Origin of the sequence: Paenibacillus tritici (genome assembly GCF_018207515.1) — a bacterium.
GTDB lineage: Bacteria > Bacillota > Bacilli > Paenibacillales > Paenibacillaceae > Paenibacillus_AQ > Paenibacillus_AQ tritici.
The window spans coordinates 5,518,621-5,532,390 of the sequence record NZ_CP073365.1 but is presented as its reverse complement, the minus strand read 5'-3'; the positions used below and the strand labels follow the sequence as shown (position 1 = coordinate 5,532,390).

Genomic DNA, 13,770 nt, shown 5'->3' with positions numbered 1-13,770 from the left:
AGCATATTTCTGTTCTTACAAGAGGATCTCGTTCTTCTATTTTACTGTATAATTCTGTAAAATCCAATGAAATCAGCTAAGATAATATTTTTTAATGAGTTTATGAGCTGAACCGAGGCATATATACTGCTTTAACATGTAACTCTGCTTTCATTGGAGGCAGATGTCCCCAGCCAAAGGAAAGTGGCACCTCCAGCTGAATTACTGCCTCAGCCGTGAATTGCTCTATGGTGTTCGGAGAGGAAGGAGCGAACGGTGCATTGATAAGAGTTACTACTAAACCGGATAAACTATATTCCACCTGATCTCCAATCAGTTTGGCATATCTTGTCCCTTGTTGGGCCAGTCCCAAATTCTCTTGTAGCCGTGGATAGATATGTCCTGTGGAGAGCTGCTCCTGCCATTCGTTTCCGGACCGTAAATAACCGCCGGAGTAACTTTGCCGCAGGCTACTGTATACATTACTGTAGTTTTCAGCAATCACGGCAATAATGGAGCTTTGCACGGCATCACGTACACCACTGGCGATAATCGTTAGTCTCATATATTCAAAAATCACACTAGAAAACATCAGTATTGCCAATACAATGGCAACAACTAACGGAAAGCCATTTCCGGATTTGTTAGTCACCCACTTCATTTCCAATACACCTCAGACTTTCCTTGAGCTCTAGCGGAGAGTTCAATGGGAAAGGAGCCGAAATCTCCAAATAATCCGATATTAACAGTGGTTTTCAAAGTTACTGTTACTTCTTCGTTAATTTGAATTTGTCCGGTTCTGTTCCACATAATTGTAGGATATAGACCAGTTTGTGTTTGTAATTCATTAGCCCGCTCTGTAGTCTCACTGCCAACTCTACCGGATTTCTCAGCTTCTCGTACCAGTTCTGCGGCGAAAGCGTCCAGTTGATTCTTTAAGACAAAGACCGGAAACACCTTGATCGCCAGAGCTACGCATAACATGGCAGCCAATACTAGCACCACCACATCGACGTAACCTTCTCCGCGCTTACTTCGGAGGATGGACACCTAGCATTCCTCCCTTCCTTCTGGATGGTATGCATCAGAATAACTTGCCCATCGCCCTCATGATCTCCATGCCCAAAATGACAATGTACATCAACATAAAGCATCCGAGCATATAGAATGAATACTTGCGTACTTTGCCTGGACGTTTCAATGCAACAAGCTTGAGTCGTTGAATTTCTATCAATTTGAAGTCATGTGCGAGCATTTCAAAATAGACAACTCCCTGATCCCCGCGCAATACGGCTAGCAACCCCCGTACAATATCTGATAACATCGTGCTGCCAATACGTGTCTCGAGCCTCAGCAGTGCTGTCTCCTGATTGCCACTCTTTATATCCGCAATAGTAATAAATAATTCGCTCTGCAAGCTGATCCCGGCATTTTTGGCGTATACCTCAAGCATCCGCAGCACGTCTCTGGTTGCTTTAAGTTCTTGCGCGATAGTGGCCACAAACCGGGGGAGTCCAGCTTCAATTTCTTCTCTTTTTTTGCGAACGGATTCACTTGCCGCACTTATGTTTTTGAAGAATACAGCGATTGCCAAAAAGATAAAGAGTGGTGATATCAGCGGTAAAATTGGCAGGCTGACTAATCCACCAACAAAAATAAGACCTGCTCTTACTATGGCATGGGCTACATAGGCATGCGGGGTTAGTGGAATGTCTGCAGACTGAAGGGTCGCAGCCGTTTTACGTTCATAGTAATCGCTCAGTGGAAGTTTAGGAGCTAGCCAGGAAGACATGTGAAAGATGAGAGCATCGAAGGTAGAACTGTTTTTCTTCCCAGTTCGTGCGACCTGAATAACTGCCTTTGAGGCAGCAAGTGTAGGAAGTTTAATCAGGTCCGCGATAACGAGATAAGATCCAGCAGCGAAAAACAAACCAATGAACATTAGTAATCCGGACATCATAGACAATCACCTCCATTAGCGCTCCCATTCTTCCTCACGCACTACACCATCCCATGCAGGCTCCGGGTAAGGAGCGTGAATATACGGTTCGACTTCCTCCAGACTTTTGAGGGTGATGGCCTCATAACTGATCGCCTCCTCAGCTGATTTCGGCAATTTCCCCATCTGTGTCAATGAAGTAAAGCCTGCATTACCAATAATGATGTGATCCAAAATACCAATGTGAAGCGGTTCGAAGATTGCAACCATTCGTTTGGTCATCTCGATATCTTGCCAGGATGGCTTCAGACTTCCGCCCGGATGGTTATGCGCCATAATGATGGATGTGCAGTCACAATTCAGCGCAGCCTTTAAAATATTGCGGGGGTACACAGGGGCCTCAGTGAGACCACCTTCAGAAATAATCCGTGTTTCAATCACATGGTTACCATTATCTAAGAAGGCGACCATGAAGCGTTCTCGGTCCCGTAGCCCATGTAAAAATGCGGAGAAGTAGCTTCCTGCCAGTTCTGGAGAGGTGATTTTTCGCTGTGTATTCTCCACTTCCCACTGCAGAACACGGTGAGAGATGAGGAATTCATTAAGCTGCTCCACTTTCTGTAATTGCATTGAAGTGAGTTCCAGGGAATGGGGATGCTCCAGAGCATTCATTAGGTTATTGGTATTTCCATAGTTCTCTAATTTTTTGAGTGGAATTCCCGTTAACTGATGAAGGGATTGGATATATTCCTTGACCATTCTCTTATCAAGAGAGCCTTGGCCCATCGAATTCGCTCCTTTCAGGAGATGGGACTGGCTCCAAGGCATGTAAGATCTTCTTTACTGCCTGCAGCTTGCTTTTCAAATCGCCAGACAGGTCCTCTTCCTCGAACCGGTCCCAAAAGTTATGGAACCCGTATTCCTCAATCAGGGATTGTAAGATGATCTGCTCTTGCGGGGATGCCTCAATTAAATTGCCTAGTAACCGAATAGAATCGTGCATTTGAATACTCCCTTCTTACCGTTTGTATTCCAGAGGACGTGTAAGCCGGATCACTGCTGCCAGTGAGACAAACAATGCTAATGCGCAAATTGAAAGCACGATATGCCCAGGAGTGCTGGTAGTCAATGTATGGAACCAGTCGCGATTCAGAAAATAAAGTAAGGGAATATTGCCGACGAGTAGGATAGCCATGGTTAGAAATTCTTTTAACGGCTCATAGAGTAAATAGTCAAGCTCCGCCGAGACAACACGCATATCGGATAATTTGGCGACAATGGGCATGAGTGTGGATTTCAACGTTCGATCATCCTGACAGGCAATCAGGGCATCACACCACTCTTGAAAAACAGTGTTGTTAATTCGGCCTCTAAGCTGTTGAGTTGCTAGTCTGAGGTTGGCATGAATCAGTTTCGTTTCAGCTAGAAACGCTTGAAATACGTCTGCTACTGGAGGATTCAAGTAAGGGAGATTTTCTTCAATCGCTGCCAGAATATTCTCGTTGCGTAAGTAGGAGGTGGTAATGACGGAGAGAGCCGTTTCTAGTTCACTACCAAGCCGCTTCTTATAGAAGGTAGAGCTGAACATGACACCCCAAAAAGGGAGTAGGGCAAATCCTCCCGCCATTATGGGCAACAACCACAAGTTGTTCATGAGGATTGCCAGTATTGCTCCGATAATTGCTAAAGATAAGGAACCGGCGATTAGCAAACTAAACCGTTGACTATGACCCGTCTGTTCTAGAATGGCTTGGGCTTCATGTACTGTAGCTCGCCAGCCTTTAAGTTTCTTTGGGTGCTGAACAGTACGGATCCGTTTTGCTAGTGATGGATTTCGAATAGACAAATGGGAGAGTAGTTCGGAGAGTTCTTGTGCTAATGTGTAAGGAGTGAGTTGAAGGATCAACATGCAGCCTGCAGTTAAACCGATAGAGGCTAACAGCAGCATAAACGTCATGAGGCTTCACCTCCAGATAACAAACGTTGCAATGAGGACAAGGGAAAACCGTTTTCGAGCAACCGTTTCTGTAGGCTGATGGAAATGTCACTAACCTTCTCATAAGCGCCGTCGATGCAAATACGGCCGGCTTCTTCGTAAGTAGCATGGACGGCAAACCGGAATAGCGTATGAATGACACGCTGACCATCTGGGAGTATGCAGCATTCTGTGATTTCCATCATCCTGCGGGTATTGTCCTCAAGTTTCTTCACAAACAAAATGAGTGGAAAAGCTTCTGTTACCAGGTTGTACAGGGTCTGGTCATTCATATCATATTTCTGGGTACAGAGCGTCACCATCCGGTAGTAGGTAGCAAAACAAGAATTTGCATGGGTAGTGGTAATCACGGTATGACCAGTTCGAGCTGCTTCTTGGGAAGCAAAAGCTTCAGCAGATTTCATTTCTCCGACGCAAATAATATCGGGGTTTGCAGTCAGGGCGAATTCCAGAAGTTTTTCCTGATCGATATGCTGGCGGGGGTCTTCGCTGGAGCGTGTCACAGTATGCACCACATTGTTCAGAACGCAGCCGTTTTCGTCGGTAATGACCAGATCAAACTCACGGCAATCATTCTCAATAGTGAAGATACGTTTGTCAAAGGGGATCGTGGATAGCAGCCAGCTCATCAAGGTTGTTTTCCCGCTGCCGGTGGCTCCAGTGACGCACATGGATAACCCATACCTTAGACAGATGCTAAGGAAGTCCAGCATTTCCGCGGTCGCTGTTTCATTCTGAATAAAATCCTCTCGGGCTAACTTCTGAGGGTTAATGATCCGTATGGAAGCAGCAATCCCTTTATCTTTATCTGTAATGGGAGCACCGAACACGGTAATGCGAATATTGTTGGCCAGATGGCCCCGGACAATGGGCTGAGAATAATCCAGGATCATACCAGACTGATGCAGGAGCCGCCTTATGACATCCACCGCATGCTCTGGTGAAGAAAACTGTTCTTCAGCTGGGAGTATGCGTCCATCTGTATAGCTGATTTTCACGTCATTGTAGCTATTGATATTGATTTCTTCGACATCTCTTGAAAAAAGGTAACGGGTTAAAAAGGAATATTCCACCATCTCGGCATACAGTCGATTGATTAGTTCATCGAATGTCAGTCCTGGCACATGTAGCCGTTGGTCGGTTAGATATTGACTCATATAGGAAATGATCTGCTGTTTTTGTTCCTCAGGATGGCGGCTCATCAGTGTGGCATATTTCCCGGAAAGATAAGTCTGGACTTCCTTAAGCACATCTGCAAAGGGCTTGGACTGGGTGGCAGAGAAAAATAGAGAAGAAGCTTGATTCATTGACCATCACCTCGGCGTTTTGGTAGGAATGATTTCAGCCAATTGAGGAGATTTAAAGTTGTCGGATTATGGATTGGAGTTGTAGAGGATTTATCTTTTGACTTCGCTACATGCGGGTGTTCTTCCGGTAAAGCCAGTTGAATCAAATGTTCCACACCACTGAGATAGGTCTTTGCTTCTTTGCCAGATAGGTCATCGAGCAGCCGGGCATCTGCCGTTTGTTGCTCTAGCTCAGTCACATAGGGAAGGGTTACCTCAATACCTCCGAAAACTTGACTGTATTCCCGTTCGTCTTGCCCTGCTTTAACATTGGATAGTACAGAGACATTCAATGAACGGCGAAACCGTAAATCCGTCAACAATGGTAAATAGGAAGCATAGAACATGAGGCTTTTCAGCTCACAACTGTGTAACCGATAGACGGTATCGGCGAGTTCCAGTGCTACCGTGGAAAGGGGATCGGCGGATAGATAGCTGGAGCAATCAACCAATATCACATCTGCTAGATGTCTTGCCAACGTTAGAAGATCGACAGCTCGCTCTCTGTCGTAAGACGCATACGTAAAAGCGGTGTCCCCTTTTTTGTAACCAATCAAAGCAACATGAGGAGAACCATCCAGTGGTAGAGCAAACCGTAGTAATTCTTCTTGGGTTAACGCAGGCAGACTGAGCAGTTCGCCTAGGGAGCGTTGTTGCTTGGCGGCTTGCGGCAGGATTGTAGAAGCGGAGGGGCAAAGGGCATCGCAGCAAAGAATCAGAACATTTTTCTTTTTAGCGGCAAAGGCTTTCGCCAGCTTGATCGTCGTTACGGTCTTGCCGCTACCGGGATTGCCCCAAACAGCGATCAACGGTTTATTACTCATTTGCCTCTCCTTTCTTTTGCTGGGCTGTAAAGTAAGCATCTTGTTTGTCGGTAAAAGCTTTGGCGGTAGCAGGGGCGCCGCGGTACACGAGGGATGTATGCAGCTTAGCTTTATTCTCAAGATCGGCTAAAAGTTGAGCCTGCTGCGGTTGGACAAGTAAGGTTAGGGTCGAAGGGAGTTCATTTTCCTCATCGTCTTTTGCGGTGACGTTAGTACCTGTTTGGGCGTCCAGTCCGCTGCTTGCAGTGACAGCCAATACTTCAACATATTGCAGCTCTGGAGGCATGGTAGTCGTACGCATTTCTCCGTAATCTGAAGCGATAAGGGTTACGATATCTCCAGGTTGAAGTTTCCCGGATAGGCCTGCTGCAAGGCTCTTAATTGTGACGGACATGGCTTGTTTGTGTCCATCCAGTCGATTGAGGTAAGCATCTAGTGGAACAGCAGATAACTTGGCAGGGAGCAAATAGTCGCCGCTTTTGAGATCCACCGCCGCATATTGTCCAACGACGGTCTCCTTCGCTTTGAGAACAGCTTCAGGCAAATGGAGCTTTCCTACCTCAACGGTTTCTACCTGTTCAGACTGAATTATCGAGCCTTTGGCAACATCTTTGGTAATACGGATGATTGGAGTGGTATCGCTGGCTGCACGGTTTAAGAGTGGTGCAATACCAAAACAAATGATGAGAGAGAGTAAAATACAAGCTGCTCCTAATACAGAACGATTTTTAAATCTGTGCATAAAAGACAAGACCTCCTGAGGAAGGGTTTAGAGTTGGAGCATGATAAACGCAAAAAGGCCGCCGGCAGATAAAAAGGGAGCCAGCGGCAGAGACGTTTGTTTAGCAGATTGATAACCGGATTTGATACCGATACCTGCAGCAGCTAAAAGAACAAATGTTAATCCAATAATGCTTTGAATTATGCCACCTACAGGACCTAGTACAAAGCCACAGGCCGCCATAAGTTTGATATCACCGCCTCCGAGCTTGCCTTTGGAGATTACAGCCGCAACAAGGTACGGTATGCCAGTAAGGAGCATCCCGGATAAGGAGAAAAGAGGAGAGAAGTGTATGAATCCTAGAGTGGTAATAACTACGGAAAGAGAATCAGGGATCTGGCGAGTTTTCACATCCTGAATGCTGGCATAAGTCAGGAGCAAGGTAAGAAGTAAACCTTTCAGAAGGATGATATTTAGGGACAGACTCAAAGTTGCTCCTCCTGCCACGGCCATTCAGGTAGAGTTCTGTAGGGGTATACCTTTTGGCTTTTGGCAAAGCGAACCATAAAGCGTACTTGATCGAGAACAGACAAATTATTTCGGTCTTTCGTGGTCATCATCACTGAGGCGGAAACACCGGTTAAGAAAGTAACTAAGGCCATCGGCACACTGCCATTGATCAGCCACAGTAATAGCGCCAGAAGTACAGTGAGCAATGAACCGATAAAGGCCTTACCTAATTGCTGTTTGCCAAAACCCGGAAACCACTCGGCTTCCGGCTTCACACCCATCGGAATATACAACGTTTGCGATTCTTGAGTCATCTCATGCCTCCTACTGGTAATAGAACAGAATGATATCCTTCACCTGCCAGATGCTTTCGGCAAGAATGTAAAACAGTACCACGTTTCGGCTGCGCTTCTTGTATTTCGCCGCTTCCTCGTCAGCTCCAGCCAGACGTACCATGCAATACACCAAGCGACAGGCGCAGCCAAGTCGGATTAAGGCGATAAGAGCTTGTGCCAACTCCTCCAGTGTATCCATCCAGTCACCCGGCCTTCGTCATTTTGCGGGCCATCCCTACGAGTTTGACGGAGTGATAGATATTGTTTACAACCCCGCCACCGCCACCTGATGTAATTAAAAAATCGGAGAGGAAGCGTGGTGTCTTGATCGCGAGCATCATACAGGCTAGTCCCCAGAAGACATGGGATTGCAGCATCAGCCCTACTCCTAATTTGGCTAAGGCGATTTGAATAACTACCGTCAACATGGATTGCACAAATTTCTGGGTATAGGCACGGAACACACCACGGTCATTATCCAGTAATCCAGCGCAGGCTAGCGGAATACCAACACGAAGGATGAACATTTCGAGTCCGCGCATGAGAAACTGGAAATACAGGATGAAGAAACAAACCACGAAGACCAATCCAAATAGTGCGGTCACAAGTCCGAGTGAGCTGATACTGTTAACCCAAACCTGCCAGTTGTAGTCGGTCGATTGCCCGATGACGACCAGTAACTGATTGGTTAGCTCTTCGACCATTTGACCGATCCAGGTATAGATGGTGGGAAAACAAATGGCAACAGCCATTGCCCTGAAAAAATTGGTCAGTAGAAACAGAGGTTCTTCATCCGGATCCCCATCGGTCCAAAGTACATAAATCTCAAAGCCCTTTTTCAGAAATTTGAGAATCATCACTGCAACTCCAAAGCCAAACAAAATATCGTACAAGCTTTCCAGTAGATTCGTGCCAGTTGTGAGGGTCATGTATTTCTCTGCATATAAGGAGATGGGAAGAATGTCTTTTAACAAGGTGTCCATATAGATTAGCGCCCCGTTAAGCAGAGCAACGACGAGCAGCAGTAAGATCTTCTCCATATATTCCTCCTTTCTAAGAGAAGCGGCGTGACCGCCGCTTCCTCTGAAGGCTGCTTAACCTTTGTAGTTGAACATTTCCTTGATCCGCTGAGTAAGTGTGGGCAGGATGGTTCCTTCAAACAGCAGATACAGACCGCCTAGCACTAGTGCACCAATTACAACCGCCATCAGGATCTTTACAGCCGTATCCACGAAACCTTCCCCGCTTCGGTTGCTAAGTACTCTCTTTGCATTGCTCCCCATGTGAGCAAATATTATTGGTACAGCCTTCATCCATTTTTTCATTATTCATAACCTCCAAAATTCAATGTGAGCATAGAAAAGAGCCTGCTGCGGTCAACAAGCTCTTTTTTACTTGTAGTAGCCAATAATGATATTAAGGGTGGCTGCGCCGAGTACTGCACCAATGCAGGATACAACGGCAACAATGATACGGTTGTTCCACTTTTTGGTGTCCATCTCATCCGCAGCTGAGCGTCGGATACTAAAATAAACAATGAGCAAACCGGAAACAACCGGAGCCAGAATCATCAACCAAGTTGTGACATCACCAATTAATTTCTCGGTCCCAGTCACCAGCTTGCTACCTTTAATGTCGCCGGAAGCATAAACGGATGAGGATTCAACCCAATTGTAGTAAAGCGTAAATAGTACGGCTGCTGCAGTTCGTATAACCGAAGAGAAGCGGCCGGACCTTAATCGTCGTCTGAACCCGGAGGGAATAATCCGCTTTGAGCGGCTGCTTGTTGCCGTTGTTCGGCCATCTGCCGGGTGATATCTTTCTGATAGTAGATCCAAATGTTCCAAAGTTTCACCTCCTCATTCGTATTCGTTCGTATGATTCGCCGCATTTCTCGTTCTTCTCTCACTTTGCGATTGTGTTCCTTGTCTCCAAGGCCCATCATCGCGTTAAATGCCCAAGAGGATAGATCGGGAGAATGCATCATTGCTGGATGGGAACGAGATAGTACAATCTGATAAGGGCGTGAGACACGGTGCACCTCGTCTACCGTTAACAACTTGCGCTCAAGCAGATTTAAGCTGTGTGAAGTGCTGGGCGTCGAATATTTGCCATGTGATGCAGATAGCTGATAACTGGACGTTGTATATGTCCCGAGCTTCTCGCTGACTTCCCGCAGCGTCTCAAGATCGTCAGCCTGCAGGTATATCCAGGTCTGACAATTGGATTTGATCGTACTGGCTACATGGTCATCGTATTTTTCTTTCAATTGTTCGAAACTTTGTAGAAATAGGTTAAAGCGCATTCCACGCCCGCCGCCGACCGTCAACTTATTTGTGAAATCGGCAATGGGCGTAAAGTTACCAAACTCATCAAGGATAAAATTGACCCGTTGTTTTAAGCGTCCTCCACGTTTGTCTGCTTCGGTAGTTAATAGTTCGTACAACTGGGATACCATAAGCGAAGCCACAGGATAAAAGGTTGTCTTCTCATCGGGGAGGATAATAAAAAGCGCCTGTTTCTTATTGCCGATGTCGGCTAAAGAAAAGTCGCTTTTGTGTGTGATGGCATAAATCGATTTGGAGGTGAAGAGACGCAATGTGGTCAACGCTGAGGTATAGAAACTACCTTTGGTGCGGGAGGGAGCAATGTCGGAGATGCTGAGCAGAGCCCGAGCAGGATGATTCTGAGGCAACCGCCTAATGTACTCCTGCATCGGTGTTTTGTTGCCGATTTGTTTGTTCATCTCTGCTAGAAACCAGTAGACATTGGTCATATTTTGGAACTCCGGGCGCTTGACGTTATCCCACACGACACTGAGGATCGAGGCGGCGATGACCGACATTTCTCCGTTGGTCCAGATTTTTTCACCCTGAGCTTTGCCTACCAGCACGTTCGTCATGTCCCAAGCGAGCATTTCTGCTTGCTCTTGGTCTCCAGCTAGCGTCGCGTCAATGATAGGCTGAAGCAGATTGTAATGGTGGCTCTTTTCCGGATGGCGGAAATCGAGAGCAAATACTTCATAACCCAGCTTCTCCAGCAGGACGCTACTATAATGAAATAGCTCTGCTTTCGGATCAGAGATAACCAATGACTCTCTGGCTAATGCCAAGAGTCCGATGGATTGAAGGACCACTGTTCGAGATTTCCCGCTGCGTGTCGCGCCGATACAGAGAGAATGAACATCGTCCCCTATAAAGAAAAGACGCTCCTGGTTTCGTGCTTGTTGTAATCCTAGGACAATACCACCCGATTGGATCAGAGGTGGTGCTGCAGTGGGGCGAGGATGGTTAACCGCGGTGTTCACTTTCGGAATAGACTTCGGATGAAGCATCCTCACGGTGAAAGTCCTCCTTCAGATCGGTTCGTCGGAAATGCAGGTCGTCGTAACCGGATTGAATCAATTGGCGAATATAGGGATTCTTCAAATCGAGCAATTCGCAGTCGAAGGCATGAGCCCATTCCTCTTCTAGGAGCCATCGTGCGGAACCATGCTGATTTTGTCCCACCACTACAGGTGTTTCAATCCCGGGGGCGATTTGCTTAAGTTTGCTCTGATATGGCCGGTTATTGGAGACGAAAAAGAGAGCGGACAGGAGTAAAGTAAATCCTTGAAGACAAAGAAAAAGCAGAAAGTGAACTCTGCTAGAAATAAGACTACCCAGGCTTGCATTTAGGGAGGGGACAGTGAGGGTTGAAGTTGAACCGGATAAGGCACCATGCAGGCCCGTAGAGAAGAAGAGATTAAAGATGAAACCGATGGTTATTAAAAGCGTGCAAAGCAGCAGCTTTTGTTTCGTTTTCACCACTCCGGCTCCTCTGTGGGTTCAAAAAAATTATCAGGTCGTTCTCTCAGGGAGATAGAGTCTTGATGGGATTGTGGGAAGTTATCATATTGTTCTGTAGCAGGGAAGCGAGCTTCCTGATCTAACTGTATTTGTAGAAAGAGTGATCTTGGTGCCGGCTGATCATAAATACGGCCCCATTCTTCAACATGAAGATTATGCATCGTTACATATACGGGATGATCCTCACATAAGGTGTGCACCAAGCTATCTTCGTTGATAATTTGTTCCAGCATAGCGGGGTGAGAAGCGGACAATTCATAAACCGGAATGGAGCAAGCATCGAGTGGATAAAAGAGATAGTTTTCTTGACCAGCTGCTACCTCCTGTGCCATCTCCGACAGACAATGCTTTGCGATCGTTTGATGTACCGCGAGTGCCCACTCTCCGTCATGATTCACCATGGAAATACCATTGTAGAACTCTTGGCTCTCCATAATGTCTCCCCAGGGTGTAGTTGCTGGTGGGGTCATTCCACCAAAATACTCCGGAGCAAAAAACTCTCCATCCTGGGTCAGTTTTTCTGGCGAGCCGCACCATTCTTTAAATTCCGGATCTGTAATGGCATCTTTTTTGAGTAGTTCATAAGCAGGAATGATACTTTTAGCGTCGTCGAAATAAATATGATCACCTTGTGACTCTCCAGCTTGCAACGCTTCTTCACTGAGTACTTCTTTGGCATAATCAGCATCCACAACAATGCCGCTATTGTGTTCGGCCATCATGCCGTACACATGCAGGCCAATTTCCGCGCAGGTTAAAATATTACCCCATATCGAGCTTTCGGGCTGAGGCATGGACTCACTTCCTTCTATAACAAAGATGAGTTGTTACCGAGCATCTTCGGTAATTTCGAGCGTCTCCGAGTTACCGTCAAAGTCATGACTAAATTCATGTTCGTAGTTCAGGTGGATTTCCCGATCTTTAAGCTCGGGCAGTAGTTCCTCCAATCGGTCGATCAGGATCTGGACCTGTTCAAATTGCTCCATCGTCTTGTCGTTGGGACTGATGAGGAATTTGACCATCTCATCATGAATGAGAATAAGCTCATTCTCGCTGAATAGTTTCTTACCATCTACCAGGCCGCTGCGGACGGCAAAGTTCTCCATCGCCTCATTTCTGTCATAAAAATATTGGCGTTGTACCGGCATTCCATTCTCTGGCGCAAGACGGTAGGTCGAAAATACATATTCGAATAGAGGATGATGTTTGCAAGCAAGAATGACATCCCCATATTCACTAAGCTTGTAGACACCGTTTGTGATCTTCTCATCCTTATCGGTATATGGCTTTTCCGTACAAACGCCCAGCTGCAGGGCTGTTTTCCGTGCCAGGTCTGAAATGCTGCTCATAAGCCGATCCGGGACAGTAACAAAAGGATTACGTTCAATGCTGTCCATCCGTGTATAGAAGGCAATGATCTGATCCTTCTGATATAGATCTGCTAAATAGTCTGCGGATGTGGAACGCCGAACCTCAATCCCTTGCTGGGATAGGGCAGCAAAGAAGCTTTTATAAAATTCACTTTTACTTTTCATTTGAGGCACACCTTTCAAGAAGACTACTGTTCGTGATCCAGTTCAGCTTGAAGTGGCGATTGAAGGGGATTTAGAGAATGGGGAGTCAGCGACTCAATTTTCTGCAGAAGATGGTCAATGGATTGTTTTTCGTTATACCCTAGTGTGGAATCATTAAGGCTACGATAGAGGAGGGCCGCGTAAAGCGAACTGAGCTGATCGGTTTCAAACAATCTACCCTTGTCGAGTAATCCACTTCGCATTAGAAAATCGTCCTTAGCCTTCTCATATTCATTGCGATAAAAATAATGGCCCATGGCAAATCCAGTCCGCTCGTTATTCATCTCCCACGTAACAAAGCGAAACTCACCGTCCCCATCGTAACGGCCTGCTAATACATGATAGTTATATTCCAGCATACTGCGGTAACTGCTCAAACTGGAGATTCCAAGTTGGGTAGCATTACGATAGCTGCGTTCTATCTCCCAGACCTTTCCGACAATGCTTGGAATCTGGTGAGCAAGTGCAGCTTCGGCATTAGCTGGATAATGAATTTCACCATTCTGATGAATAAATGCGATAGGGTCGTTCTTTTGAAGAACGGAGAGAACGGAGGACGATTCACGCTGGATATTCAAACCTAAACGGGAGAGCTCTGCTTCCAGCACCTCTTTCATTCGATTATTGATCTCCACTGGCCGATTGCTCCTTGAGCTGAGATGGACTCTCCTGAGAAGGAATTACTTGAGGTTGTTGAT

General features: G+C 46.3%; 19 protein-coding genes. All 19 read right to left on the bottom strand.

The annotated features are described in order from the left end of the window. Nucleotides 1–100 precede the first annotated feature (100 nt). Nucleotides 101–640 (bottom strand): hypothetical protein, encoded by a 540-nt coding sequence (locus tag KDC22_RS23745; RefSeq protein ID WP_211720565.1) that lies wholly within the window; start codon nt 638–640, stop codon nt 101–103. Continuing rightward, nucleotides 637–1,029 carry a DUF4320 family protein gene (locus KDC22_RS23740; RefSeq protein ID WP_246552921.1) on the bottom strand — a complete coding sequence of 131 codons (393 nt, stop codon included), beginning with the start codon at nt 1,027–1,029 and terminating at the stop codon, nt 637–639. Before KDC22_RS23740 ends, KDC22_RS23745 begins: the two co-directional genes overlap by 4 nt. A gap of 34 nt (nt 1,030–1,063) precedes the next feature. Continuing rightward, complete coding sequence (locus KDC22_RS23735) at nt 1,064–1,939, bottom strand: secretion protein F (protein ID WP_246552920.1); 876 nt, start codon at nt 1,937–1,939, stop codon at nt 1,064–1,066. A 15-nt stretch (nt 1,940–1,954) separates the two neighbouring features. Beyond that, on the bottom strand, nt 1,955–2,704 hold the full coding sequence (locus KDC22_RS23730) for a JAB domain-containing protein (protein ID WP_211720564.1): 750 nt from the start codon (nt 2,702–2,704) through the stop codon (nt 1,955–1,957). Nucleotides 2,705–2,936: 232 nt separating this feature from the next. Further along, nucleotides 2,937–3,875, bottom strand: a complete 939-nt coding sequence (locus KDC22_RS23725) for a type II secretion system F family protein (protein WP_211720563.1) — start codon at nt 3,873–3,875, stop codon at nt 2,937–2,939. Beyond that, nucleotides 3,872–5,221, bottom strand: coding sequence for a CpaF/VirB11 family protein (locus tag KDC22_RS23720; RefSeq protein ID WP_211720562.1), 1,350 nt, complete (start codon nt 5,219–5,221; stop codon nt 3,872–3,874). Before KDC22_RS23720 ends, KDC22_RS23725 begins: the two co-directional genes overlap by 4 nt. Then, nucleotides 5,218–6,084: a hypothetical protein gene (locus tag KDC22_RS23715; RefSeq protein ID WP_211720561.1), complete on the bottom strand. Its 867-nt coding sequence runs from the start codon at nt 6,082–6,084 to the stop codon at nt 5,218–5,220. Before KDC22_RS23715 ends, KDC22_RS23720 begins: the two co-directional genes overlap by 4 nt. Further along, nucleotides 6,077–6,826 (bottom strand): Flp pilus assembly protein CpaB, encoded by a 750-nt coding sequence (cpaB, locus tag KDC22_RS23710; protein WP_211720560.1) that lies wholly within the window; start codon nt 6,824–6,826, stop codon nt 6,077–6,079. The genes KDC22_RS23715 and cpaB overlap by 8 nt, the downstream gene beginning before the upstream one ends. Before the next feature lie 27 nt (nt 6,827–6,853). Beyond that, nucleotides 6,854–7,294: a prepilin peptidase gene (locus KDC22_RS23705; RefSeq protein ID WP_211720559.1), complete on the bottom strand. Its 441-nt coding sequence runs from the start codon at nt 7,292–7,294 to the stop codon at nt 6,854–6,856. Continuing rightward, complete coding sequence (locus tag KDC22_RS23700) at nt 7,291–7,629, bottom strand: hypothetical protein (RefSeq protein ID WP_211720558.1); 339 nt, start codon at nt 7,627–7,629, stop codon at nt 7,291–7,293. The genes KDC22_RS23705 and KDC22_RS23700 overlap by 4 nt, the downstream gene beginning before the upstream one ends. Nucleotides 7,630–7,639: 10 nt before the next feature. Beyond that, the gene (locus KDC22_RS23695) at nt 7,640–7,849 is read right to left on the bottom strand and encodes a hypothetical protein (protein WP_042139145.1); all 210 of its coding nucleotides are present in this window, start codon (nt 7,847–7,849) and stop codon (nt 7,640–7,642) included. 4 nt (nt 7,850–7,853) lie between these two features. Further along, nucleotides 7,854–8,690, bottom strand: a complete 837-nt coding sequence (locus tag KDC22_RS23690) for a conjugal transfer protein TrbL family protein (protein WP_211720557.1) — start codon at nt 8,688–8,690, stop codon at nt 7,854–7,856. A 54-nt stretch (nt 8,691–8,744) separates the two neighbouring features. Then, nucleotides 8,745–8,933, bottom strand: coding sequence for a DUF6133 family protein (locus KDC22_RS23685; protein ID WP_246552918.1), 189 nt, complete (start codon nt 8,931–8,933; stop codon nt 8,745–8,747). Between the two features lie 108 nt (nt 8,934–9,041). After that, nucleotides 9,042–9,266 (bottom strand): Mbov_0395 family pilin-like conjugal transfer protein, encoded by a 225-nt coding sequence (locus tag KDC22_RS33555; RefSeq protein ID WP_197074276.1) that lies wholly within the window; start codon nt 9,264–9,266, stop codon nt 9,042–9,044. A gap of 119 nt (nt 9,267–9,385) precedes the next feature. Further along, nucleotides 9,386–10,984: a VirD4-like conjugal transfer protein, CD1115 family gene (locus KDC22_RS23675; protein WP_246553777.1), complete on the bottom strand. Its 1,599-nt coding sequence runs from the start codon at nt 10,982–10,984 to the stop codon at nt 9,386–9,388. Continuing rightward, nucleotides 10,941–11,456, bottom strand: a complete 516-nt coding sequence (locus KDC22_RS23670) for a hypothetical protein (protein ID WP_211720555.1) — start codon at nt 11,454–11,456, stop codon at nt 10,941–10,943. The genes KDC22_RS23675 and KDC22_RS23670 overlap by 44 nt, the downstream gene beginning before the upstream one ends. Next, on the bottom strand, nt 11,453–12,292 hold the full coding sequence (locus KDC22_RS23665) for a hypothetical protein (protein ID WP_211720554.1): 840 nt from the start codon (nt 12,290–12,292) through the stop codon (nt 11,453–11,455). The genes KDC22_RS23670 and KDC22_RS23665 overlap by 4 nt, the downstream gene beginning before the upstream one ends. A gap of 33 nt (nt 12,293–12,325) precedes the next feature. Beyond that, a complete protein-coding gene (locus KDC22_RS23660) occupies nt 12,326–13,033 on the bottom strand; it encodes a hypothetical protein (protein WP_211720553.1) in 708 nt (235 codons plus the stop codon). 23 nt (nt 13,034–13,056) lie between these two features. Further along, entirely contained in the window at nt 13,057–13,707 is a 651-nt protein-coding gene (locus tag KDC22_RS23655) for a hypothetical protein (protein ID WP_211720552.1), read from the bottom strand. Between the last annotated feature and the right edge of the window lie 63 nt (nt 13,708–13,770).